22 protein-coding genes, 1 tRNA gene and 1 pseudogene are annotated in these 21770 nt (G+C 70.7%); 8 read left to right on the top strand and 16 right to left on the bottom strand.

The window, feature by feature from the left end:
- Positions 1-115: 115 nt before the first annotated feature.
- A complete protein-coding gene (locus ACH4RG_RS19080; protein ID WP_398539866.1) occupies positions 116-1972 on the top strand; it encodes a KedN5 family methylcobalamin-dependent radical SAM C-methyltransferase in 1857 nt (618 codons plus the stop codon).
- Positions 1973-2148: 176 nt separating this feature from the next.
- Here the strand turns inward: ACH4RG_RS19080 and ACH4RG_RS19075 are convergent, their stop codons facing one another.
- Positions 2149-2913, bottom strand: coding sequence for a hypothetical protein (locus ACH4RG_RS19075; protein ID WP_398162753.1), 765 nt, complete (start codon positions 2911-2913; stop codon positions 2149-2151).
- A 1103-nt stretch (positions 2914-4016) separates the two neighbouring features.
- Between ACH4RG_RS19075 and ACH4RG_RS19070 the strand changes: the two genes are divergently transcribed.
- The gene (locus ACH4RG_RS19070) at positions 4017-4241 is read left to right on the top strand and encodes a hypothetical protein (RefSeq protein ID WP_397917546.1); all 225 of its coding nucleotides are present in this window, start codon (positions 4017-4019) and stop codon (positions 4239-4241) included.
- 262 nt (positions 4242-4503) lie between these two features.
- Here ACH4RG_RS19070 and ACH4RG_RS19065 read toward each other — a convergent pair.
- A tRNA-Pro gene (locus tag ACH4RG_RS19065) sits at positions 4504-4577 on the bottom strand.
- A 127-nt stretch (positions 4578-4704) separates the two neighbouring features.
- Here ACH4RG_RS19065 and ACH4RG_RS19060 point away from each other — a divergent pair.
- On the top strand, positions 4705-5415 hold the full coding sequence (locus tag ACH4RG_RS19060; RefSeq protein ID WP_398162754.1) for a transketolase: 711 nt from the start codon (positions 4705-4707) through the stop codon (positions 5413-5415).
- Between the two features lie 70 nt (positions 5416-5485).
- Positions 5486-6388 carry a transketolase family protein gene (locus ACH4RG_RS19055; RefSeq protein WP_397917544.1) on the top strand — a complete coding sequence of 301 codons (903 nt, stop codon included), beginning with the start codon at positions 5486-5488 and terminating at the stop codon, positions 6386-6388.
- Between the two features lie 166 nt (positions 6389-6554).
- Here ACH4RG_RS19055 and ACH4RG_RS19050 read toward each other — a convergent pair whose 3' ends face one another.
- From ACH4RG_RS19050 to ACH4RG_RS19020, 7 genes and pseudogenes are all read right to left on the bottom strand, one after another.
- Positions 6555-6956: an MmcQ/YjbR family DNA-binding protein gene (locus tag ACH4RG_RS19050; protein ID WP_397918102.1), complete on the bottom strand. Its 402-nt coding sequence runs from the start codon at positions 6954-6956 to the stop codon at positions 6555-6557.
- 18 nt (positions 6957-6974) lie between these two features.
- A pseudogene (locus tag ACH4RG_RS19045) lies at positions 6975-7255 on the bottom strand (ABC transporter ATP-binding protein); the annotation flags it as partial.
- Between the two features lie 53 nt (positions 7256-7308).
- A complete protein-coding gene (locus ACH4RG_RS19040; RefSeq protein ID WP_397927150.1) occupies positions 7309-7893 on the bottom strand; it encodes a GAF domain-containing protein in 585 nt (194 codons plus the stop codon).
- Positions 7890-8513, bottom strand: coding sequence for a GTP-binding protein (locus tag ACH4RG_RS19035; protein ID WP_397917542.1), 624 nt, complete (start codon positions 8511-8513; stop codon positions 7890-7892). The genes ACH4RG_RS19040 and ACH4RG_RS19035 overlap by 4 nt, the downstream gene beginning before the upstream one ends.
- Complete coding sequence (locus tag ACH4RG_RS19030) at positions 8491-8862, bottom strand: DUF742 domain-containing protein (protein ID WP_397917541.1); 372 nt, start codon at positions 8860-8862, stop codon at positions 8491-8493. Before ACH4RG_RS19030 ends, ACH4RG_RS19035 begins: the two co-directional genes overlap by 23 nt.
- Positions 8863-8864: 2 nt before the next feature.
- A complete protein-coding gene (locus ACH4RG_RS19025; RefSeq protein ID WP_397917540.1) occupies positions 8865-9299 on the bottom strand; it encodes a roadblock/LC7 domain-containing protein in 435 nt (144 codons plus the stop codon).
- Positions 9296-11443: an ATP-binding protein gene (locus ACH4RG_RS19020; protein ID WP_398539865.1), complete on the bottom strand. Its 2148-nt coding sequence runs from the start codon at positions 11441-11443 to the stop codon at positions 9296-9298. Before ACH4RG_RS19020 ends, ACH4RG_RS19025 begins: the two co-directional genes overlap by 4 nt.
- Positions 11444-11865: 422 nt before the next feature.
- On the opposite strand from ACH4RG_RS19020, the gene ACH4RG_RS19015 reads away from it, so the two are divergent.
- Positions 11866-13311 carry a glyceraldehyde-3-phosphate dehydrogenase gene (locus ACH4RG_RS19015; RefSeq protein WP_397917538.1) on the top strand — a complete coding sequence of 482 codons (1446 nt, stop codon included), beginning with the start codon at positions 11866-11868 and terminating at the stop codon, positions 13309-13311.
- Between the two features lie 92 nt (positions 13312-13403).
- On the opposite strand, the gene ACH4RG_RS19010 is transcribed toward ACH4RG_RS19015, so the two are convergent.
- Complete coding sequence (locus tag ACH4RG_RS19010; RefSeq protein WP_398539864.1) at positions 13404-13877, bottom strand: nuclear transport factor 2 family protein; 474 nt, start codon at positions 13875-13877, stop codon at positions 13404-13406.
- A gap of 171 nt (positions 13878-14048) precedes the next feature.
- Here ACH4RG_RS19010 and ACH4RG_RS19005 point away from each other — a divergent pair, with 171 nt between their 5' ends.
- The gene (locus ACH4RG_RS19005) at positions 14049-14834 is read left to right on the top strand and encodes an SDR family NAD(P)-dependent oxidoreductase (RefSeq protein WP_397917536.1); all 786 of its coding nucleotides are present in this window, start codon (positions 14049-14051) and stop codon (positions 14832-14834) included.
- Between the two features lie 121 nt (positions 14835-14955).
- On the opposite strand, the gene ACH4RG_RS19000 is transcribed toward ACH4RG_RS19005, so the two are convergent.
- Positions 14956-15384: a pyridoxamine 5'-phosphate oxidase family protein gene (locus ACH4RG_RS19000; protein WP_397917535.1), complete on the bottom strand. Its 429-nt coding sequence runs from the start codon at positions 15382-15384 to the stop codon at positions 14956-14958.
- A gap of 120 nt (positions 15385-15504) precedes the next feature.
- The gene (locus ACH4RG_RS18995; RefSeq protein ID WP_397917534.1) at positions 15505-15978 is read right to left on the bottom strand and encodes a hypothetical protein; all 474 of its coding nucleotides are present in this window, start codon (positions 15976-15978) and stop codon (positions 15505-15507) included.
- A gap of 151 nt (positions 15979-16129) precedes the next feature.
- Between ACH4RG_RS18995 and ACH4RG_RS18990 the strand changes: the two genes are divergently transcribed.
- Positions 16130-16627, top strand: a complete 498-nt coding sequence (locus ACH4RG_RS18990; protein ID WP_398162756.1) for a hypothetical protein — start codon at positions 16130-16132, stop codon at positions 16625-16627.
- Between the two features lie 145 nt (positions 16628-16772).
- Positions 16773-17534 (top strand): MerR family transcriptional regulator, encoded by a 762-nt coding sequence (locus ACH4RG_RS18985; RefSeq protein ID WP_398162757.1) that lies wholly within the window; start codon positions 16773-16775, stop codon positions 17532-17534.
- Between the two features lie 181 nt (positions 17535-17715).
- Here the strand turns inward: ACH4RG_RS18985 and ACH4RG_RS18980 are convergent, their stop codons facing one another.
- From ACH4RG_RS18980 to ACH4RG_RS18965, 4 genes are all read right to left on the bottom strand, one after another.
- Positions 17716-18180: a GNAT family N-acetyltransferase gene (locus tag ACH4RG_RS18980; protein WP_397917531.1), complete on the bottom strand. Its 465-nt coding sequence runs from the start codon at positions 18178-18180 to the stop codon at positions 17716-17718.
- A 125-nt stretch (positions 18181-18305) separates the two neighbouring features.
- Positions 18306-18536, bottom strand: a complete 231-nt coding sequence (locus ACH4RG_RS18975; RefSeq protein WP_397917530.1) for a hypothetical protein — start codon at positions 18534-18536, stop codon at positions 18306-18308.
- A gap of 505 nt (positions 18537-19041) precedes the next feature.
- A complete protein-coding gene (locus ACH4RG_RS18970; protein ID WP_397927147.1) occupies positions 19042-20160 on the bottom strand; it encodes a pentapeptide repeat-containing protein in 1119 nt (372 codons plus the stop codon).
- A gap of 351 nt (positions 20161-20511) precedes the next feature.
- A complete protein-coding gene (locus ACH4RG_RS18965) occupies positions 20512-21708 on the bottom strand; it encodes an MBL fold metallo-hydrolase (RefSeq protein WP_398539863.1) in 1197 nt (398 codons plus the stop codon).
- Positions 21709-21770 lie beyond the last annotated feature (62 nt).

Below are 21770 nucleotides of genomic sequence, written 5' to 3'. Positions count from 1 at the left end.
CGCCCGCGACAACCTGGCGGCATGGCCGCATGGGGGCAGAACAGTGAGCCAGTCCACACTTCCGTTTCCACGACCACGACCACGTTCACGGGAGAAGCGCGGGCGCGCGCTGATCGTGCAACAGGGCGCCTGGGACATGCCGAAGGAGTCGATGCCGCTCGCCGCCGGCTATCTGACAGCCGCGGCACGGGCCGATCCCCTGGTGGGACCCGAGTTCGACGTGGGGATACAGAACTTCCGCGGTGGAGAATCGCTCGGCTCGATGGCGCGCACGATCTTCTCCGGTGTGGTGCCGGACGTGCTGGCGTTCTCGGTCCTCGGCTGGAACCTCAACCAGTTCGGCGCGCTCGCCGAGACCTACAAGTCGGTGCGCCCGGACGGCTGGGTCGTCTTCGGTGGAACGCACGTCGCCCACCAGGCGGAACGCGTCTTCCGACGCTTCCCCGAGGTCGATGTCGTCGCCAACGGCGAGGGCGAGTTCACCTTCCGCGACCTGCTGCTCGCCGTCCTCGAGGAGAAGTCGCCGCACGACCTCGCGCAGGTGCCGGGAATCTCCTACCGCGACGAGGAAGGCACGATCCACACCACTGCCGAGGCGCCGCGCATCGACGACCTGGACCTCATTCCGTCACCCTTTCTCACGGGGGCCATCCCGCTGCTCGACCACCGTGGCCGGTTCCCCTACGACGTCGCGCTGATGGAGACCAACCGAGGCTGTCCGTACAAGTGCTCGTTCTGTTATTGGGGTGGCGCGGTCGGCCAGCGGATGCGCGACTTCTCCCGCGAGCGGCTGCGCGCGGAGCTCGACGTCTTCGGCTATCACCGGATTCCGACGGTGGTGCTGTGCGACTCCAACTTCGGCATGCGACAGCCGGACGCGGAGTTCGTCGAGGACCTCGTCAGGACGCGTGAGAAGTACGGGTTCCCGAAGTCGCTGGAGACGTCATGGGCGAAGAACAAGTCCAAGACGTTCCACAACATCATCCGCCGGATGAAGGCCGAGGGGTTCCAGAGCTCGTTCACCGTGGCGCTGCAGACACTGGACGACACGGCGTTGCGTGACATGGGCAGAAGCAACATGCGGCTCAACGAGTGGAAGGAGCTGGCGGCATGGCTCGCGGCGGAGGGGCTCGACGCCTACGCGGAGCTGATCTGGGGCGCGCCGGGTGAGACGGTCGACTCCTTCCTGGCGGGCTACGACCGGCTGTCCGAACACGTGTCCCGTATCGCCGTCTACCCCTTGTTGCTGCTGCCCAACACGAGCTACACGGAGAACCGCGAGGAGCACGGCTTCGTCACCGTGCGCGGCGACAGCGACGACTTCGAGTACGTTCTCGCCAACCGCACCGTCACGGTCGCGGAGAACACGACGATGCAACGGTTCATGTTCTGGGCCCGGATGATGAGCGAGAACATGTACTTCCGGCACATCTGGGTGCCGCTGCGGGAGCTTGCCGGGCTCACCCAGAGCGCCGTTCTGCTGATCCTGTCGGACTGGTTCCAGGACTCGACCGATGCCGCCGTCGTCGAGTTGCTCGGCCACGGCCGCGAGTTCACCGACTCCGGCCTGGTCGTCGAGTCGCTGCACAAGCTCTACGCCGACCCGCGGTTCGCGCCGGTCTTCCAGCGGTGGTGGGCCGAGGCGATCCTGCCGAAGGCGCCCGAGCGGCACAGGCCGCTGCTCGACGAGATCTTCCGCTACGACAACGCGACCCGCCCGATCTACGCCGGGTCGGGTGCCGAGGACGCCGAGCTGCGCAGCATCGACGGCCTCCCGCACTACGTCCGCAGCGGCCAGCGGTTCCAGTACGCGATGCCGCACATCCTCGACGCCATCCGCGCGAGCCGGCCGTTCGACGACGCACCGTCACCGGTCGAACTGACGCTCGCGTATCGCGTCGGATTCGACGACTACCTCGACAACCACGAACTCGCGGCCTACTACGCCGGTCGCTGCCTCGAGATCCGGTAGCCGACAGCGCCACGGACGAACGCTTCGTGCGGCAACGCGGCGTGGACGAGGAACCCGGCCATCCCCGTCATGCCATCGATCCCGTCGGTACCCGCCGGCCGGTGCTCCGGTCGTTGATCATGGCGAGATCGCGGCCCGTGGCTGCCGTCCCACGGTCGATGGCTCGCGGTCTCCGGTCAGGACTCGACCTCGAATTCGAGTTCGTCGTAGCGGCGCTCCGCGATCTGCTCCCGGGACCCCGAGACGAGGGTGATGCAGTCCCCGCCGAAGACCGCGCTCTCGGGGATGGACATGAACAGTACGTTCCCCCGGTCCTCCAGTGGATCGTGCCAGGCAGGAGAGAAGCCGCCGAGCTGAATGCCGTAGCCCCAGCGCACGGCGAGAAGCGCCCCCATCTCCTCTATCAGGCTGTCCACAAGGCGGGCCCGCTCGGCGCCCCCCTCGGCGTAGTCGACCGCTGCCGCCACATGCGAGCGGTGGAGAGAGCCGGGCATGGTGGTTCCGGGTACCGCGTACAGCGGAAACGATGCGTAGGACGTCGGGCCGTCCGGCTCCGCTTCCCGGGAGTGGCGTTCGACGGTCTCGGTCCCCGTCGGCAGGTGGATGACGAAACCCTCGTCCTGGTCCGTGATCTCGGCGAGGACGACCACCTGGCCATCGGTGGGAAAGTCGATGTCGAGGACGTCGGTGGGTACGGCCGCGCAGTCGACGGTCACCACGTGCGGCACGTACGCGGGCACGACCACATCCTCCGGCAGATGAGCGGGCCCGCCCGCCCGAGCGGCCGGAGCGGCGTTCTTCCGCAGCTCTTCCGGCAGTTGCTCGTAGCGGCAGAGGTGGACGCAGGGGCGCAGGAGGCGGACGAGCGCCTCGGTCACCGGCTCGGGTACGCCAAGGGCCCGTCCGGCCTCGCGGACGCTTTCAGATGCGGTTGCGGTCATGGACGTCACCGTGCCATACCCCACTGACAGCACTGACACCACTGTGGGAGCGGCACCTGGTCATGGCCGTCGTCGCCTCTGCCCTGTCCGGGCCGGACGTCGCGCTGCCGCTGGTTCCCGAACCCCGCCGCCCTCGAGAACAGCATGAACCCCGCTGATGCCGACAACGCGGCCGGTTGGACCAGGAACCGGTTCTTCTACTGCCGGCACACCCTGCTGATCAACGGTCAAGGACCCGACCCACCCGTGCTGACCACGCGCGACCTCTTTGGCCGACCGTGCCCCCTCTCACCCGGAACCCACTACCTCAACTACCCACACCCCGGCCTTCCGACGACGCGCTCTCATCGGATGCGCGACGCCTCGGGTCCGGTTTCGCTTGCGCGTCAGCGGTAACCAGAACCGGGCCACCGTCGCCCACTGCCCCCACGCCGTGAGGGCGAGCACGTACGCCGCGGAGCCGCCGAGCCCGCCGACCGCTCCCAGAAGCAGAGCCGTGTCCAACGGCCACAGGACCGTCCAGCGCAGCACCTGCTGGAGCAGGCCGACGACGACATGTCCGCAGACAGCGAGTCCGGCGGCGACAGCAGAGCGAGCACGAGGAACTGCCGGGTGGCGGTTGCCCGGTTGACGGACAGCAGTCGCATGGGCGCGGCCGCGACGTCCACGGGTGCCTCGAAGGCCGCGACGAGCCCGAAGGTCAAGCCGGCCGTCAGGCCGAAGATCAGTGTTGATGCAGATCGGCCGGCGTCCGGACGCGCAGCTACGGCAACTGCTGGACACGGCGCTGTGCGAGGACGCACCACAGCGCGACTGACGCCGGCACACAGCGTCCTCGCACCGTGTCCCCCTCACCGCACCGTGGCACCACCGTCCGACGTGGCCGGTGTGCGCGTCGCGTCGGCCTCGTCTCCCGGGACGCGGCCGACGCGACGGGGGAACGCCCACCGGCCGCCCGTCCCTCACCCGCCTTGCCGCGCACTCACTCCCCTCCCTCCCCTGCCTACGAGCGCGTCCTCCAGCCCGGCTCTTCGTACGCCGGCGCTCGGTGTTCACGTACTCCTCCCTCATCCCCGTGTGTCCCACGGCACCAAGGAACTGACATGGCACACCGGTACCGGTGCGGCGAATGCAGGTTCGCCACCCGGTGGACCACCGAATCCGAGGTCGGAGATCTCGCGGCGGCCCACTACGCCGAGAACCTCCCCGGTCCGGCACTCGGCGGCATCGTCGAGATCAACCAGAAGAACCCCGACTCCCTCGGGTTCCTGCAGATGCTCGGGATCGCGCTTCTCCTGCTCGTGATCGTCGCCACCTGCCGGCGGTAGGCCGTCGGCGGCCCGAGCGAGCAGCGTCGTGACGGTTCGCACCTCCCCGCACGAGGCCGCCGCGCTCCGCGTACGTGCGTCTGGACGACCGGGGGCCCCGGGGCGAGACCGGGCGTGGCGGCAGATCCGGCGGCGCCCCCTCCGGTACCGCCATCTCCGCAAAGGACGCCGGACCTCCAACCGGTCCCAGCTGGTCCCAGAAATGATCAAGGGCCGGTTTCGGATTGCTCCGAAACCGGCCCTGATCCACGACTGTCTCCAGTCGGGACGACAGGATTTGAACCTGCGACCCCTTGACCCCCAGTCAAGTGCGCTACCAAGCTGCGCCACGTCCCGTTGCCCGTCTGACCTGGGGTTTCCCCTGGCTGAACGCGCATGAGAACAATACCGCACTCCAGCAGGTGGTCACCAACACCATTCCGCGCTTGACCTCAACCGTGGTTGATGTTGAACGCTCGGTGTCATGACGAACACGACCGCCTCGACGGTACGCGACCCCCTCGCATTCCATGACCTCGACCGCCTGATCGCCCTGATGACCGGCGCCGAGAAGCACGCACCCGCCGCCCATTCCACGCTCGACGCCCTGTGGGTGCTCTACGACAGGGTGCTCCGCGTCACACCGGACACGGCCGACGCCCCCGGGCGGGACCGCTTCCTGCTGTCCAAGGGACACGGGCCGATGGCGTACTACGCCGTCCTCGCCGCGCACGGCTTCTTCGGCGAGGAGCTGCTGCCCGGCTTCGGAGCGTACGACTCGCCGCTCGGCCACCACCCGGACCGACTGCTGGTGCCGGGAGCGGAGATCGGCAGCGGGTCCCTCGGGCACGGGCTGCCGCTCGCCGTCGGAACGGTGCTCGGGCTGCGCGCCCAGGGCCTCACCGACCCCCGGGTGTGGGTCCTGATCGGCGACGCCGAGCTGGACGAGGGCAGCAATCACGAGGCCATCGCCCACGCGGGCCCGGCCGGGCTCGAACAGTTGCACACACTGGTGATCGACAACGCGTCCGCCACCCACGGCTGGCCCGGCGGCATCGCTTCCCGCTTCGCGTCCGCCGGGTGGGCGGCGGTGACCGTGGACGGTCGCGACCACGAGGCCCTGTACACGGCGTTCACCACACCCCACCCGGGTAAACCGCTGGCCGTCGTCGCCCGCGTCGAACCCAAGAGCTGACCGCACCGACCGACCCCGTACGACCACCACCGCCGCCGAGCACACCGGAGCACCCGGGAGGGACCCCTTCATGGACACCATGCGTGACCGATTCATCAGCACCGCTTCGCGGCTCCTGGACGAGGAGCCCCGGCTGGCCGTCGTGCTCGCCGACATCAGCGCCGACGGCTTCGCCCCGGCCCTGCGCGCCCACCCGGACCGGGTGATCAACGTCGGAATCCGGGAGCAACTGCTGGTCGGGGCCGGTGCGGGGATGGCCCTGACGGGAATGCGGCCGATCGTGCACACCTTCGCCAGCTTCCTCGTCGAGCGACCGTTCGAGCAGGTCAAGCTGGATTTCGGACACCAGGGGGTCGGGGGGATCCTGGTGAGCGCCGGCGGCTCGTACGACTGGCCCGCCGGGGGCTTCACGCACATGTCCCCCGGTGACGTGGCCCTCCTGGACACGCTCGACGGCTGGACCGTCCATGTGCCGGGCCATCCGGACGAGGCCGAGGCCCTGCTGCGGGAGTCCGTCGCCGGCGACGACCGGGTGTACGTACGCCTCTCGCTCCAGGCCAACCGGGAGGCGCTGCCGGTGAGCGGCACGGCCGGGTTCACCGTCGTGCGCGAAGGACGGCGCGGGACCGTGATCGCGGTCGGCCCCATGCTCGACAACGTCCTCGCCGCCACCGAGGAGCTGGACGTCACCGTGCTGTACGCGACGACCGTGCGGCCGTTCGACGCGGCAGGGGTGCGCCGGGCCGCCGGTGCGGCCACGACCGCGGACGTGGTGATCGTGGAGCCCTATCTGGCGGGCACCTCCGCCACCGCGGCGGGCGAAGCGCTGATCGACCTGCCCCACCGGGTGCTCGGACTGGGGGTGGGCCGCGCCGAGCTGCGTCGGTACGGGCAGCTGGAGGAGCACCTCGCGGCGCACGGCCTGGACCCCCAGGGCCTGCGGAAGCGGATCACCGGATTCCTGCGCCCCTGATCCGCAGGGCCCGCCCACCGACCCGACCCGCTGACTCCGCCCGCCCCGTCGGCCCGGCCGGGCCGGGCACACTCCCGCGATCGGCCCACCCCGTCAGCCCGGCGGAGGCAGGCCCGCCGCGATCGGTCGCCGCCGACCGGTCGCCCGCCGCGCTCACCCCTCGTCCTCACCCTCGCCGCTCTCCCCCGTCCCCCCGTCCCCCCGGCGCCTCCAGCTCCGGGTGCGCCGCCACCAGCCGGCGCGGGGCGACCTGCCGCCAGGCGTCGGCGAGGACGGCGGCCAGCTCGTCCGCGTCCTCCAGGGCGGACAGCCGGACGCGCATCCAGGCGTAGTGGTCGTCGTGGCCCTCACGGATGAAGAACTTCTCCGGCTCGCCGGCGATCAGCTCGGCACGGTCCTCCCGGGGGCACTTCACCCCCATCGCCGTCTCGTCGTCGCCGAGCGAGGCGAAGATCCTGCCCGCCACCCGGAAGGTGGGCTGCCCCCAGGCGGGCTTCTCCGTGGTGTCGGGCAGGGACAGCGCGGCCGAGCGGACATCGGCGGCGGTGATCGCGGCATGTTCGGTCATCGCGGGCCTCCGTTTTCCCGCGCCCAGCAGATCACGGATGTGCGCGGAACGCCGGGCGGCCCAGCGTCCCGTCGTAGTCGCGCTCGACGGGCGGGCCCACCTCGAAGATCTCCGCGAGGGTCCCGGGGCGGGCTCGTCACCACGACCCGTTCGGCCAGGTGGACTGCCTCCGAGATGGAGTGGGTGACCAGGAGAACCGTGGTGCCGGTGGTCCGCCGGATCCGGTTCAGCCCGGTGTTCATCTGCTCGCGGGTAAGGGCGTCGAGCGCGCCGAACGGCTCGTCCGTCAGGAGGGCCGGCACCACCGGTGCGCCGCCCGGGAGTTGAGTACGGCACGACCTGCGGGGGGGTGTCAGAGGGGGCGGTGGCCCTCCCGGTCGTCGATCTGGCGGACGAGTTCATGGGCGAGCGACTTGATGGTGTCGAGCCCGGCCCGGCCCCAGGGGCGCGGCACCGTGTCTACGGCACAGACGGTGCCCAGCGCGATGCCGGTGCGGTCGATCAGTGGCGCCCCGAGGTAGGAGCGGATGCCTATGTCGTCCACCACCGGATTGCCCGCGAAGCGTGGGTAGTCGCAGACGTCGTCCAGGACGAGGGCCTTGCGCCGGACGAGGACGTGCGGGCAGTAGCCGTGGTCGCGGGCCATGTACCGGCTGCTGCGGTTGCTGCCCGCCGCGGCCGAACCGAGGTCCTGGCCACCGCGGTTGCCGGTCGGAGTGTGCAGTCCCGCGAAGAACTGTCGGTTCTCGTCGATGAAGTTGACCATCGAGAAGGGCGTGGCGGTGACTTCGGCCACCTTGTCGGCGAAGGCGTCGAAGTTGTCGTAGGAGGCGTCGGGGCGTTCGCCGAGATCCAGCTCGCGCAGTCGCTCCGCGCGGGCCGGGCCGTGCCGGTCGGTGGGCGTCAGGAGCATCCGGCCGGTGGCGAAGGATGTCACGGGTGGGCTCCGAAGGTCTGTAGTGGGGCGGGCGCCGTGGTGGCGTTGATGAGATGTTGTACGAGGGTGACGAGGGCGCCCGTTCCGGAGCTGGCGATCCTGGCGTCGCACAGGACGACGGGTACCTCGGGCCCGAGGTCGAGCGCGGCGCGGACCTCGTCCGGCTCGTAGCGGTAGGCGCCGTCGAACTCGTTGACGGCGACGATGAATCCGATGCCGCGACGTTCGAAGAAGTCCACGGCGGCGAAGCATTCGGCGAGGCGCCGCGTGTCGGCCAGCACCACGGCCCCGAGCGCGCCCTGGGAGAGCTCGTCCCACATGAACCAGAAGCGTTCCTGGCCCGGTGTGCCGAACAGATAGAGAACGTGCTGCTCGGAGAGGGTGATGCGGCCGAAGTCCATGGCGACGGTGGTGGCCGTCTTGGACTCGACGCCCTCCAGATCGTCCGTCCCCACACTCACCTGGGTCAGCAGTTCCTCGGTGCTCAGCGGCGCGATCTCGCTGACCGCGCCCACGAACGTCGTTTTGCCGACCCCGAATCCACCGGCGACCAGGACCTTGAGTGCCACGGGGAAGAACTCGGAGGTTCGGATGCGGTCAGAGCTGTCGTCGTAGGCCATCGAGCACTGCCTCCAGCAGGGATCGGTCGGTGGGCATGTCATGGAAAGCGGGAGCGTGCGCGGTGACCGCGCCGCAGGCGACCAGGTCGGAGAGGATGACCTTGGCGACGACCGCGGGCAGCCGGAGGTGTGCGGCGATCTCGGCGACGGACACCGGCCCTTCGCACATGCCGAGGGCCACGGTGTGCTCCGGGCCGAGCGGAATGTCCGGCTCGATGCCCGTGGCCATGATCAGGGACAGCAGGTCGAACGCGGTGGACGGCCGGGTGCGGCCGTTGCTGATCGTGTACGGGCGGATCAGCCGGCCGGCCGCGTCGTCGAGCAGGGGCCCGTCCTGCGGGGCCGGCATCCTCAGTGCCCCGGGGTGAACGGCGACCCGGCCGGCTGCCGCGGCGGGGTCGCCAGATAGGGGCGGACACTCTTGACCAGCATCGCCATCTCGTAGCCGAGCACCGCGGCGTCCGCCTCGCGTCCCGAGAGGACGGCGAGGCAGGTGCCGGATCCGGCGGTGGAGACGAACAGAAGCGTGGAGTCCAGTTCGACGACCACCTGCCGTACGTCCCCGTTGTCGCCGAAGCGGGCCCCGGCGCTGCGGCCCAGCGAGTAGAGGCCGGCGGCCAGGGCCGCCATGTGGTCGGCGCTGTCGGGGTCCATGCCGTGCACGGATTTCACCAGCCCGTCGGCGGAGAGCAGGACCGCGCTGCGTGTGTAGGGCACGCGTTGGACCAGTCCGCTCAGCAGCCAGTCCAGGTCCGAGATCTGACCGGACGGCGTTTCGGTCGTCATGGTGTCTGCTCCTTGAAGGTGACGTCTTTCCGGGGTTCCGGGACAACCCGGCCCGGCAGGAAGGGGTCGGCCGCGAACGCTCCGGGCTCGGCCGGGGCGCGGTCGTGGGCGCTCTCGGCGTGGGTGCCGCGCCGGTACGCGGGGCTGTCGTGCGGGTACGCGTCGGGCGGGTGGCCGTCCGGTACGGGCAGGCCGGCCGCGGGCAGTGCGTGGTCGGCCCGCGACGCCCCGGCCGGGCCGGGGAGGTCGGGCGGGGCGGCGGCTCCGCGTACGGGAAGGGGCGAGAGGGACTCCAGCGGGGCGTCGAGGGCGGTCTGTCCCTCGGTCCCCGTGCCGCCGGGGCCCCCGCCCCCGTATCCGCCGTCAGGGCTCTCTTCCTGGGCGGTCCGGGCCTCGGCGAGATCGACGCCACGCCGGAAGGCCGCCATGAGCCCCGGGTCGTGCAGGGCGTGTTCGTCCTCGACGCGGGGTGCGGGTGCCTCGCGCAACTGCGGGACGAGGGACTCCTGGTTGGTCCGCTTGGGCAGTTCGGGCCGGGCGCGGGACGGCGCCGGGTGGTCGTCGCGCTCGTGGGCGGCCGCCGGGGCGGGCCGGCCGTCGCGCTCGGGCGGGGAGCCGTGCGGCGTGGGGCGGTCGACGCGTTCGGCGCGCAACGGGAGGGGCGGGGCGTCGCCCGCGGGCGGTTGCGTGCGGCCGTTCCGCGGGTGGTCGCCGGCCGCCGACCGCGGGCTGCCGTTCTGCCCTCGGCCGGGCCTCCGGTGTGTTCCGTCCGTGGACGTCTGGGCCGGATGCGGAGACCGGGCCGTGCCGCTCTGCGGCGGGAAGGCGGGGGCCTGGGCCTCGACGGGCGGCCGGTGCACGGCGCCGGGGGGCGGCACGGGCACCGCGTCGGGTGACCGCGGGGCGTCGGGGTCGGCCCCGAGCAGCGACTGCGGGAGTACCAGCACCGCCTGCGTACCGCCGTAGATGTTGCTCTGGAGGCGGACGGCGATGCCGTGGCGGCGGGCCAGTGCCGAGACGACGAACAGGCCGATCCGGCCGTCCTGGAGCAGGTGGGCGACGTTGACCTGGTCGGGGTCGGAGAGCAGGGCGTTCATCCGCTTCTGCTCGTGGTCCGGCATGCCCAGACCGCGGTCCTCCACCTCCAGGGCGAGGCCCGCCGTGACGTGCTGGACGCGCAGCAGGACCTGGGTGTGCGGGGCGGAGAACACGGTGGCGTTCTCGACCAGCTCGGCCAGCAGGTGGATCACGTCGGCGACGGCGTGGCCGCGCAGGGTGCCCTCCATCGGCGGTACCAGCTTGACCCGGGGGTACTGCTCGACCTCGGCGATGGCCGAGCGGAGGACCTCGGTCATGGTGACCGGGTTGCTCCACTGCCGCCGGGAGACGGCCCCGCCGAGCACGGCGAGGTTCTCCGCGTGACGGCGGATCCGGGTGGCGAGATGGTCGACGTGGAAGAGACCCTTGAGGAGGTCGGGGTCCTCGACCTCGTGCTCCAGCTCGTCGAGGATCTGGATCTCGCGATGGACGAGGGATTGCAGCCGTCGCGCGAGGTTGACGAAGACCTCGACCTTCTGCTCGTTGCCGGCGCTGCTGAAGAGCTGGGACGCCTGGACGACGGCGGCGACCGCGGCTTCCTGGGCCCGTGCCATCTCCTGTCCGAGCAGGTCGAAGGCGTCGGCCGCGGGCGCGGGGGGCTGCGCGGGCGGCCGGGCGGCGACGGCTTCCCCGTCGCGGAGCTGTTCCATCACCCGTTGCAGCTCGGCCTGGCCCCGGGCGCTGGCGCGCCGGAGCGCGAGGGCCCGGTCGAGCACCTGGCCCGCGACGCGGCTGGCGCCGAGGTAGGCGGCCGCGACGGCGGCGACAGCGAGCGCGCCGGATCCGCCGAGCGCCGCCCAGAGGCTGGGCGAGGCGTCGACGGCGCCCGCGCGGACGGTGAAGATGACGGCCGCGGCGCCGCTGAGCACGGCGGCGATGGCGGGGAGCAGTGCGGTCCGCAGCAGCTGGGGGCGTATGCGGGCGTCGGGGGGAGAACCAGCGGCGCGCGGCCTGGTGGCGGCCGTGTGGGCGCGCGTGCCGGGGCGGCCGTGCCGCCCGCCTTCACGGCGGTCCGGTCGCGCGTCGGGTGCGCGAAGTTGAGACATCAGCGTCCTCGGTACAGGGGGCACCCGGGATCGGCGGTCGTGCCGGCGTCCATGCGGTGGCCCCTACGGTGGTCGGTCAGGCGCGGGTCATCGGTCGGGCAGGCCCGAACGTTATGAGCCCACCGTTGATCACCGGGCACACACGGTAGTCGTCAATGAGGTATGCGCGACGGGCAGTTGTCGAACTTGCCCGCCATCCGTCCCACTCTGGTATGACCACTCGCACGCGCGCCCGATTGCGCCGCCTTGACCCCGATTCGCCCGGGGCACTGACCGGCTGCCCACATGCTGGACACTTCAGGCCTCGCCGGGGCCGCGCAACGGGTACCTGCGCGGGCTCACCCGCAGGCAGGGGACCACTCGATGAGGCGGCGGCGCGGCCGGTTACCATATGAGCGCCGCCTAGCTCGAAAGATAAACTTGTGACTGTCAATGACGACTCGTTCACCAACTGGATGCACCGCGAGGAGATCGCGGAGTCGATGATCCCGATCATCGGGAAGCTGCACCGCGAGCAGGACGTCAACGTCCTGCTGCACAGCCGCTCCCTGGTGAACAAGTCGGTGGTCAGCATCCTCAAGACGCACCGCTTCGCCCGGCAGATCGCGGGTGAGGAGCTCTCGGTCACCGAGACGATGCCGTTCCTGCGGGCGCTGACGACGCTCGACCTCGGCCCGTCCCAGATCGACATAGGCATGTTGGCCGCGACGTACCGGGCCGACGGGCGCGGACTCTCCGTCGAGGAGTTCACCGCGGACGCCGTCGCCGGGGCGACGGGCGACAACAAGATCGAGCGCCGCGCCTCGCGTGACGTGGTGCTCTACGGCTTCGGCCGCATCGGCCGGCTCCTGGCCCGCCTGCTCATCGAGAAGGCCGGCTCGGGCAACGGCCTGCGCCTGCGGGCCATCGTCGTCCGCAAGGGTTCCGGCCAGGACATCGTCAAGCGCGCCTCACTGCTGCGACGCGACTCGATCCACGGCCAGTTCCAGGGCACGATCACCGTCGACGAGGCGAACAGCAAGATCATCGCCAACGGCAACGAGATCCAGGTGATCTACTCCGACGACCCGACGGCGGTCGACTACACGGCGTACGGCGTCAAGGACGCCATCCTGATCGACAACACCGGCCGGTGGCGCGACCGGGAGGGCCTCTCCAAGCACCTCCAAGCGGGCATCGCCAAGGTCGTGCTGACCGCACCGGGCAAGGGCGACGTCCCGAACATCGTGCACGGCGTCAACCACGACACGATCAAGCCGGACGAGCGGATCCTGTCCTGCGCGTCCTGCACGACCAACGCGATCGTGCCGCCGCTGAAGGCGATGGCGGACGAGTACGGCGTGCTGCGCGGGCACGTGGAGACCGTCCACTCGTACACCAACGACCAGAACCTGCTGGACAACTACCACAGCTCCGACCGCCGTGGCCGTTCGGCGGCGCTCAACATGGTCATCACCGAGACCGGTGCCGCCTCGGCCGTGGCGAAGGCTCTGCCCGACCTCGGCGCCCCGATCACCGGCAGCTCCATCCGCGTCCCGGTGCCGGACGTCTCGATCGCGATCCTCAGCCTGCGGCTGGAGCGCGAGACCACCCGAGAAGAGGTCCTCGACTACCTCCGCAACGTGTCGCTGGCCTCGCCGCTCAAGCGTCAGATCGACTTCATCAGCGCGCCCGACGCGGTCTCCAGCGACTTCATCGGCTCGCGCCACGCCTCGATCGTCGACGCCGGGGCCACCAAGGTCGACGGCGACAACGCGATCCTCTACCTCTGGTACGACAACGAGTTCGGCTACTCCTGCCAGGTCATCCGGGTCGTCCAGCACGTCTCCGGAGTGGAGTACCCCACGTACCCGGCCCCGGCGGTCTGACCCCGGCGCACTCTTGTGCGCTCATGTGCCCGGTGCCCGGCAGGCCTCCTGCCGGGCACCGGGCACATGAGCGGCACGGACGGACGGTCGCCTCAGCGCGGGGCGGCCGGCTCCAGCCGTTCGGTCGGCCCTCCGAAGTCGAGGAACGTGGCCCGCTCGGCGAGGAGCCACCTTCCGTCGACCTTCCGGAAGGTGTCCTCGTAGTGTCCGACCTGGACGGGAAGGCGCGGCGGCAGCATGCCGCCGGCATGCCCGTCCACGCGGTACGTCGTGAAGTACGTGCTCGCGCTCGCCGATGTCGCGGACGTCAGGTTCACCAGGATGTTGGTGCACAGGCGGCGGGAGAGCCGGTCGGCGGGACGGCCGCCGAGGTAGGCGCGCAGAGCGTCCCGGCCCTCGATCCGCCGGTCCCCCTCGGCCCATTCCCAGACCCCGTCGAGGGTGAACAGCTCTGCCACGTCGCCGGGTTCGCCCAGATCGAGCGTGCGGACGAACTCGACGACCAGCCGCTCACAGGCTCGCTCGGCGATCAGACGGTCCAGGGGATCCAGCGCATCGGCTTCCATGGCCCATTCCTACCAACGCCCCCCGGGGACACACGACGTGTTTTCGGCGGCCCGGGAAAGCATCACGCGGCGTCGCCGTCCGGCCCCGTCAGCGGCCGGGCGTGGTCCGCTCCGGCCGCGTCGGGCGCGAAACGGCTTGCGTGGGGCCGACGCGTCCCCGACGCTTCAGGAATGGTCGAAACAGGTCTGGCCGAACACATCGTGCTCGTGACCGGGGGGAGCGGAGGAATCGGCAGAGCGATCAGTCGTGCCTTCGCCGCCGAGGGCGCCCGCGTGGCCGTGCATTACTACGTCCCGGAGCAGGAGCAGGCACCTCCCCCGGGAAGGCGCTGGGAGCATGCGATTCCGCCGGCCGAGGAGGCGGTGGGCCTCGTACGGGAGCTGGGCGACGCCATCACCGTCGCGGCCGACCTCTCCGCCCCGGACTCCGCGGATCGCCTGTTCGACGAGGTCGAAGGCCGGCTCGGGCCCGTCGACGTGCTGGTCAACAACGCCGCCCACTGCGAGAGTCCGGACACCGTCGACGCGTTGACCGCGTCCGGACTGGAGCGCCACTACCGGATCAATGTCGCCGCTCCGGCCTTGCTCACCTCCGCACTCGCCCACCGTGCCCGCGCCGACCGGTCGCCCTGCGTGGTGAACATCTCCACCGATGCCGCGCGCGCCTTCCCCGGGCAGATCGGCTACGGCACGTCCAAGGCGGCACTGGAAGCGTTCACCAGGGCTGCCGCGCTCGATCTCGGACGCTCGGGGATCCGGGTCAACGCCGTGGCCCCCGGGCCCGTGCAGACCGGCTGGATGGACGCGGCGCTGATCGACCGGGCCGAACGGGCCATCCCCCTGGGGCGGGTGGGCGAGCCGGAGGACATCGCCGACGCCGTCGTGTTCCTCGCCTCCCGCCAAGCGCGGTGGATCACCGGACAGGTGCTGCAAGTAGCCGGCGGGCACGCCTTGTGACATCGTCTCCGGCGGACGCGAGCCGACACCGAAGGTGCGCCCGGACGAGGCCGACGGGAGGCCCCGCCGCCCGGGCCGTACGGCCGAGGCTCGGACCTGGCCCGGGCCGTACGGCCGAGGCTCAGACCTGGCCGAGGTCCGAGCTGACCCAACGCTCGGGGCGCAGGGTGATCACCACCTGCTCGCCGTGGTTCTCCCAGGCGAAGTCCACGTAACCGGCGACCTTCTCGGCCGCGAGGTAGCGCGCCGACACCTCCTCCAGGTCCGCGCGGGTGGCGGGGCGGGTGTCGACGACGGGCCCCTCGACGGAGACGTAGCGGATGGTCGGCTCCAGCCGGTCGACCAGGAGCGTGAACCGGCCCGCCGCGCCGATCAGTTCGGCCTTGCGGGAGGTGCGGCCGGTGAGGATGCGCACGTCGCCGCCCGGCACGTACTGGTACCAGATGGGAACGCTGAGCGGTGCCCGGTCGCTGTCCCGCGACGCGACGGCCAGGGCGGCGACATGAGGTTCGGCGAGGAACTGTTCGCGCTCTTCACGGGTGAGTGCCACTGCACGCTCCTTCGTACGGGGATGGAGTGCTGCCCCAGTGTGCCCCGCGCGCCGGGCGCGTCTCCCGTCACCGGCCCCCCGAGCGCGTGGCGTGTCGCACGGGGTGTCTCGCGACGGACCCTAGGAGACGCCGGGAGCGTCCTGGGGCCGTCGTACGACGGCCGCCCCACGCAGGGCGACGGCGCACCAGACGGCCACCAGGAGCAGCGCGGCCGCGGCGAGGCCCGCGACTTCGAGCGGCTCCGGCCGCCAGCCCAGGGACAGCCGGGTACCGATCATGACGGTGCCGAGGAGGACCTCCGACGGGGAGTAGACCGGCACCCTGGCCGCCACGAACCGCAGGATGGCGCCCAGCACCAGGCCGATCACGGCCCAGGCGAGCAGATAGGGCCAGAGCGCTCCCGGAGCGGCGGACGGCAGGCCGTACTCCTCCGGACCGATGCGGAACAGAGCGCCCAGCCACCCCAGCGTCACTCCGGCGGCGGTGACGAGCGCCGCCCACAGCGCATGGCGCCACAGCGGGCCGGACCGCACGCGTTCGTCCTCGTGCTCGTCCGGGGTGTCGACGGGGTTCGGGGCCTCGGGAAGATCCATCACACCCGATGAGACGCTCACCGGCCGCCGATCGTTGCGTCGCGGGCAGCGTCGGTGCATGCCGAGAACGCCGCCGCCCGCCCCGAGGACCGTAGCCCGGCGGCGACCGGCCCGGCATGACCCGAGCGGGACAGCCCTTAGGCTCCCGCACATGAGCAAGGACCATGACGACGAGCCGATATTCGTCCGCTCGAACTGGGGAACAAGTCGCTATGTCTACAACCCGAACCATCCGATCGGCGTGGCCCTCATCATCGGGTCCCTGCTGATCGCGGCCGGGGGCATGTACTACCTCTTCGCGAGTTCTTCGTGGAGCGAGGGCGAGTTGCGCGACGCCGTGCACACGGCCGTCCGGGACCTGGAGTCGGAGCAGCACACCTTCAGCACCTGGACCGGCGGTTACGACCGTCTGATCCGCGACGCGCTGGAGGAGAGCGGCGAAGCCCCCTCGACCGGCGGCAGCGTGTACGTCGACGAAGCGAACGATCCCTACGACGAGGACGCGGACCCGTCCGTCGACCTGTTCGAGGTCACGGCGAAGGACGTCGACGCCACGTTCTGTCTGGGCGTGTCGCCGCCGGAGCCCGAGTCGGCGCTGGAGAACATCACGGTGAGCCTCTCCATCACCGTCGAGGAGGGCCGGTGCTGAGACCGGCCGCCACGCCCCGGTGAGCCGGTCTTCCGACCGGCGCGGACGCGGGCTTGCAGTTGCCGCAGCGGCAGCTTCTACGGTCATGACCAGGGCCGGAGGAACCGGCCCCGTGAGGCGCTCGTGAGGGAGTGAGGACGTGGCGATGGACTGGCCGATCTCCGAGGTCGCCCGGATGTCGGGGGTGACCGCCCGGACCCTGCGGCACTACGACGAGATCGGTCTGCTGCCACCGGCCAGGATCGGCTCCAACGGCCACCGCTACTACGAGGAGCACCAGCTCCTGCTGCTGCAGCAGATCCTCGTGCTGCGGGCGTTGGACGTCGGACTGCCGGAGATCGGCAGGGTCCTCGCCGACCAGGTGGACACGGTGGAGGCCCTGCGCGGACACCATCGACGGCTGCTCACCGAACGGGACCGGCTGGACAGCCTGGCCGCGACCGTCGCCCGCACGATCGCCGAGCTGGAACAGTCGAGAAAGGACGGTACCGCCATGACCGCCATCAACCGGCCGGAGAACCTGTTCGAGGGCGTTCAGCCCTCCCGGTACGAGGAGAACCTGCGCGACTTCCCCGGCCTCGCCGAGGAGGCCGGCCGACGGGCCGCCACCATGACCCCGGCGGAGACCGAGGCCGGCCAGCGCGAGCGCACGGCGCTGATGATCCGACTCGCCGAGCACCTGGCCGCCGGCGCCCCGGCCGACGCCGAGCCCGTACAGACCGAGATCGAAGGTCAGTACCGGGCACTCACGGCCCTGCATCCGGTGTCCGCCGACGAGTTCCGCGCGATCGGGCGCTCCTGCGTGGACAACGAGGAGTGGCGCGCCGCGTACGAGGCCATCGCCCCGGGCCTGGCCGCATATCAGCGGGCCGCCATCGAGGCGTACGCCGCTTCCCGGCCGGCCTGACGAGGACGGGGCCGCCGCAGGACGAGCCGACGGGCGGCCCCCAGCCATCAGCGGCGCGGACGGAGGCGTCCGCGCCGCGCGTGGCCGGCGCTCCCCGGCGAGGCCGATCCCGCTCCGCGCCGCCGGTGCGGGGCGGACCGGCTCCTCGGCCTCGACAGCCCCTGCTGGAGCGCACAACAGGTCACGGGGGCGTCGTCCTGGTGTGCTGCCGGCAGAGGTAGAACAGCTCGGGGTCGCCCTCATCGAGGCCGTGGAGAAGGCCGACCGGGCTCCATCCGCTTCGTTGGAGCAGCCGCTGCATCGGCTGGTTGGACACGTTTGTGGAGGTGAAGAGCTTCGGGGTGGTGCATGAGGCTGCCGCGGCGTTCAGCAACCGATGTCCGACGCCTCTGCCGCGGGCGGAGGGAGCCACCATCAGCATCGTCACGAAACCCTGTTCGAAGAACGTGTACTCAACCACGCAGTAGCCGAGCGGGCCGGACGCATCCTCCGCTACGACCGCCAGGCCCTGCCGGCACCACCTTCGGATGCTCGCCTGCCGTTCGCCGTTGCCTTCGACCGCGATCGCGTCGATCCCGATCAGCGTGTCCGCCTCCGACTCACTCGCGCGGCGCACACCGAGCTTGCCCGAATCCACTGCTCTCATGGGGTCATGCTGTCAGCTCGCAGCTGTCCGCCCTGCATCCGATCGTCCATCGCGGACCCAGACAGTCGTCGTGGTGAAGAAGCAGGGAATGCCGTGGCGTCGGCGTTGCTGATGCTCAAAAGTCTCTAGCGGAAAGAGGACGACGGCTTTCCCAACTCGGTGGCTTCAAGCACGTCGCGCACGCAGTGGATGCTGATCATCAGCCCACTGGGACGAAAGACGTGCTGCCCCGGCCGGTCGGACTCCGAGATCTCGGAGAGGTCCCTGAGCGAGTCCAGCGCCGTACTGGCCGCGTGTCGAGTCATACCGATGCGCAACGGGCCGACGCCGGTCGGCGGGGCGAGGTCGAAGTCCATGTCGGCATGGTCCCGAACAGACCTGCCGGCGAGCCACGAAGGGCCGTCCCGCCCCGACAGGTTACGGAGCGTAAGAGCTGCACAGCATGTGGACCGGACCCCGTGAAGGGGCAACGGGCATCGAGCCCCCGCACTGCTCAGGGCCCGGCACCCAGGCGTCTCACCGGCCGCTCGGGGGGCCGGGTGCTCTGAGGCGAGCGGGTGGAGGTCAGTGCGCCTGGCGCGGGCGACGCACGCAGCGGGACCCCGGCGGCCACGCTCGATGGCGGTGAACCGGGCTGCGACGCCAGTCGGCCGACGCCGACCCGCGGACCGGGCGGACGAGTTCGGCGAGCAGTTCGGCGCAGGGAACCGGCCTGCCCCGAGCCGCGTTCCGCATCGGAGGCGGGCGGTTGACGTCAACGTGCCGGCGGCCCTCGTCGCGGCGGACGGCATCCGTGCCGGACGGGGCCACGCTCCCGGCCCCTCCTCAGGACGTATGCACGAGACCTCCGGCCGAGATGACTCAGCCGCCGCCCCGCCGCTCCTCTTCGCACTCTCGGATTCGGTCTTGGACGCGGACGTCTGCGGCCACATACTCGGGAAGGACAGTCGAGCTGGAGAGACGCGCAAGCACGAGCTGTTCGACCGTCACGTGCCTGACCTGGGACATCTGGGCTCCGGCGAAGGACGCGCCACACAGGTCCGCGTCCAGCAGATCCGCACGGCTCAGAACCGCATCGTGGAGGTTGGCTTCGCGAAGATCTGCACCTTCGAGATTGACTGCTTGGAGCAGGGCACCGTGCAGGTTCGCTCCCCGCAGGTCAGCGTGGCCGAGGTTCGCTGCCACAGCATCGGCGCCATGCAGGTTCGCCGCCCTGAGGTCCGCCCCTTCAAGATTGGCTCCCGCGATGCTCGCTCTGTGGAGGTTGGCCTCCTTCAGCACGACGGCCTGCATGCGCGCACCTTCCAGGTTGGCGCGATGAAGGTTCGCGCCAATCAGGTGTGCTCCTCGCAGGTCGGTGATTTTCAGGTCGGTTCGGAAAGCCTCGGTGCGATCCGGGCGTCGCCCGAGGACCGTGAAGGCCGCGATGACGTCTTCGGAGGCTCTCTCCGGCCGTGAGCTGTCAACTCCGTGGCCGCCAGGCCGCTCCTCCTGCGCACCTTGCCGTATGAACGCTGCCAGGACTTCGACAACGGCCTGATGGTCCTTCGCACTGTCCCGCATGATGCGCTCGAACGCATAGATGCCACAGAGTCGCTCGGTCGGCTTCTCCGACGCCAGGAGTTTGCCGGCCTCGACGTATCTGCCGGTTACCTGTCCCTCGCGGGCCAGGTCGGCCTGCTCCCTGTCTGTGCTCCGGGCATGGGCGAACTGTTCCTGGCTGTGGGCATAGAGCATTTCCGCGTGCTTGTGATTGCGGTGGGTGTAGTAGAGCCCCAGCCCGGCGATGACGCCGGCGGCGAGGGCGACGAGCATGGTACGGAATCCGGTGATGATGATTCCGGCCGATGGTGCGAGCTCGCTGTCTCGGACGTGGTGGCCTTCGAGGAGCCAGGGGCCCCAGACGAGGGCCGCTATGAAGACTGCGGCCGCAGCCGCACCACCGCCCCACACCAGCTTCCGTTTCGTCTCCCACTTCATGCCCGGCATCATGTCCGGCCGATGATGCGAACATGCGACGAGTCCGCTCTTCCAGAGCTCTTGTTGAGGTTCGGTGCACTGGCGGAGTCGCACCGGACAGCGGACACCTGTTCGCGGGGAACTCGTGAACGATCACGCGCCCCGCCCCAGCCGCAGCACAGGCGCATCAGAGCGTGCGGGTTCTCACCGAGATCCGCGCTGTCCCCTGCGCGGAGGGCAGCGGCTCCCACGGTCGCGCGCGGTCGGCCGTCCACCTCGGGAGGGCGCCTCCACAGCCACCCATGGACCGGCCTTCGCGCGGGAGATCACTCAACAGCTGGGAGAGCTGCTCAAGATCACCCGCGTCCTCCGTCACCGCTCACCCGCAAGGTCGGCCTCCTCTCGATGCACGGGTGGCGCGTCCGTCACCTTCGGACGCCGCCACGGGGTCGCGATCGGCTGGGACACCGCACGCCACCACGGCTCGGTCGGCAGCTTCCCCGCCGGCTCGAACGGCTCGCCCGGCCGGGGGAACGCCACCGTCTGTCCGGCCTCCTCGCCGGCCTCCTTCGTCCACTCGCCCGGCTCCGCCCACGCGTGCGGGGCCAGATTGAAGGTGCCCCAGTGGATCGGCAGCAGTACGCCGTGCGGGCGACCGCCCTGGAGGTCCAGGTGGGCACGCATGCCTTCGGCGGGGGTCATGTGGATGTCCGGCCAGTACTCCGAGTACGCCCCGATCTGGATCATGGTGGCGTCGAAGGGCCCGTGCTCGGCACCGATGTCGCGGAAGCCGGGGAAGTAGCCGGTGTCCCCGCTGTGGTAGATCCGGTGCTCCGGGCCCCTGACGGCCCACGACGCCCAGAGCGTGTGCTGCCGGTTGCGCAGTCCGCGGCCGCAGAAGTGGCGTGCGGGGGTCGCGGTGAGGCCGATTCCGGCGACGGTCGCGGTCTCGTTCCAGTCGAGCTCGTGCATCCGGCTCGTGGGGACGCCCCAACGCTCCAGGTGGGCTCCGATGCCGAGAGGCACGGCGAAGACCGTGTCGGTGCGGGCCAGTGCGCGGATCGTCGGCAGGTCGAGGTGGTCGTAGTGGTCGTGGGAGATGACGACCACGTCGACGGGCCCGAGCGCGGCCAGCGACAGCGGAGTGGGATGCAGGCGCTTGGGCCCGGCGAAGGGGAACGGGGAACAGCGCTCGCCCCAGACCGGGTCGAACAGGATGCGCCGCCCGTCGATCTCCGCCAGCACGCTGGAATGGCCCATCCAGGTCAGCCGGAGCCCGGTGGCGGGGGGTACGGCGAGATCGGCGAGGGTCGTGGCGTGGACGGGCACGGTGCCCGTCGGCGCCCTGCGGGCCCGCTGCTCCTTGTGGAAGTAGACCTTGGCGAACTCGACGGTGGACCCGGAGGGCCTGGTCCGCGCCCCCACCGGGTTCTGGAACACTCCGTCGACGAAATGGGGCGAGCGGCGGACGCGCTCCATCCGCGCTCCGGCCGGATCGGCCCCGAAGGACTCGGTGCGCATCGAGCGCAGTTTCGTGCGGAACGGAAGAAGGTAGTCAGCGCCGGTCACAACATCTCCTGAGGGAGTCGGTGTCGTCTCATTATGGTCGGCCTGTACGACAGGGCGAGCCC

This window comes from Streptomyces sp. NPDC021019 (assembly GCF_044333295.1).
In the GTDB taxonomy this organism is placed as follows: domain Bacteria; phylum Actinomycetota; class Actinomycetes; order Streptomycetales; family Streptomycetaceae; genus Streptomyces.
Note: the sequence above shows the minus strand (reverse complement) of the source record. Positions and strands in the feature narration are given on the sequence as shown.

Bases quoted from the DNA above. Each gene is read 5' to 3' on its own strand.
- ACH4RG_RS19075 (WP_398162753.1), bottom strand. From the start codon at position 2,913: ATGACCGCAACCGCATCTGAAAGCGTCCGCGAGGCCGGACGGGCCCTT.
- ACH4RG_RS19070 (WP_397917546.1), top strand. From the start codon at position 4,017: ATGGCACACCGGTACCGGTGCGGCGAATGCAGGTTCGCCACCCGGTGG.
- ACH4RG_RS19060 (WP_398162754.1), top strand. From the start codon at position 4,705: ATGACGAACACGACCGCCTCGACGGTACGCGACCCCCTCGCATTCCAT.
- ACH4RG_RS19055 (WP_397917544.1), top strand. From the start codon at position 5,486: ATGGACACCATGCGTGACCGATTCATCAGCACCGCTTCGCGGCTCCTG.
- ACH4RG_RS19050 (WP_397918102.1), bottom strand. From the start codon at position 6,956: ATGACCGAACATGCCGCGATCACCGCCGCCGATGTCCGCTCGGCCGCG.
- ACH4RG_RS19035 (WP_397917542.1), bottom strand. From the start codon at position 8,513: ATGGCCTACGACGACAGCTCTGACCGCATCCGAACCTCCGAGTTCTTC.
- ACH4RG_RS19030 (WP_397917541.1), bottom strand. From the start codon at position 8,862: ATGCCGGCCCCGCAGGACGGGCCCCTGCTCGACGACGCGGCCGGCCGG.
- ACH4RG_RS19025 (WP_397917540.1), bottom strand. From the start codon at position 9,299: ATGACGACCGAAACGCCGTCCGGTCAGATCTCGGACCTGGACTGGCTG.
- ACH4RG_RS19020 (WP_398539865.1), bottom strand. From the start codon at position 11,443: ATGTCTCAACTTCGCGCACCCGACGCGCGACCGGACCGCCGTGAAGGC.
- ACH4RG_RS19010 (WP_398539864.1), bottom strand. From the start codon at position 13,877: ATGGAAGCCGATGCGCTGGATCCCCTGGACCGTCTGATCGCCGAGCGA.
- ACH4RG_RS19005 (WP_397917536.1), top strand. From the start codon at position 14,049: ATGGTCGAAACAGGTCTGGCCGAACACATCGTGCTCGTGACCGGGGGG.
- ACH4RG_RS18995 (WP_397917534.1), bottom strand. From the start codon at position 15,978: ATGGATCTTCCCGAGGCCCCGAACCCCGTCGACACCCCGGACGAGCAC.
- ACH4RG_RS18990 (WP_398162756.1), top strand. From the start codon at position 16,130: ATGAGCAAGGACCATGACGACGAGCCGATATTCGTCCGCTCGAACTGG.
- ACH4RG_RS18985 (WP_398162757.1), top strand. From the start codon at position 16,773: ATGGACTGGCCGATCTCCGAGGTCGCCCGGATGTCGGGGGTGACCGCC.
- ACH4RG_RS18980 (WP_397917531.1), bottom strand. From the start codon at position 18,180: ATGAGAGCAGTGGATTCGGGCAAGCTCGGTGTGCGCCGCGCGAGTGAG.
- ACH4RG_RS18975 (WP_397917530.1), bottom strand. From the start codon at position 18,536: ATGGACTTCGACCTCGCCCCGCCGACCGGCGTCGGCCCGTTGCGCATC.
- ACH4RG_RS18970 (WP_397927147.1), bottom strand. From the start codon at position 20,160: ATGAAGTGGGAGACGAAACGGAAGCTGGTGTGGGGCGGTGGTGCGGCT.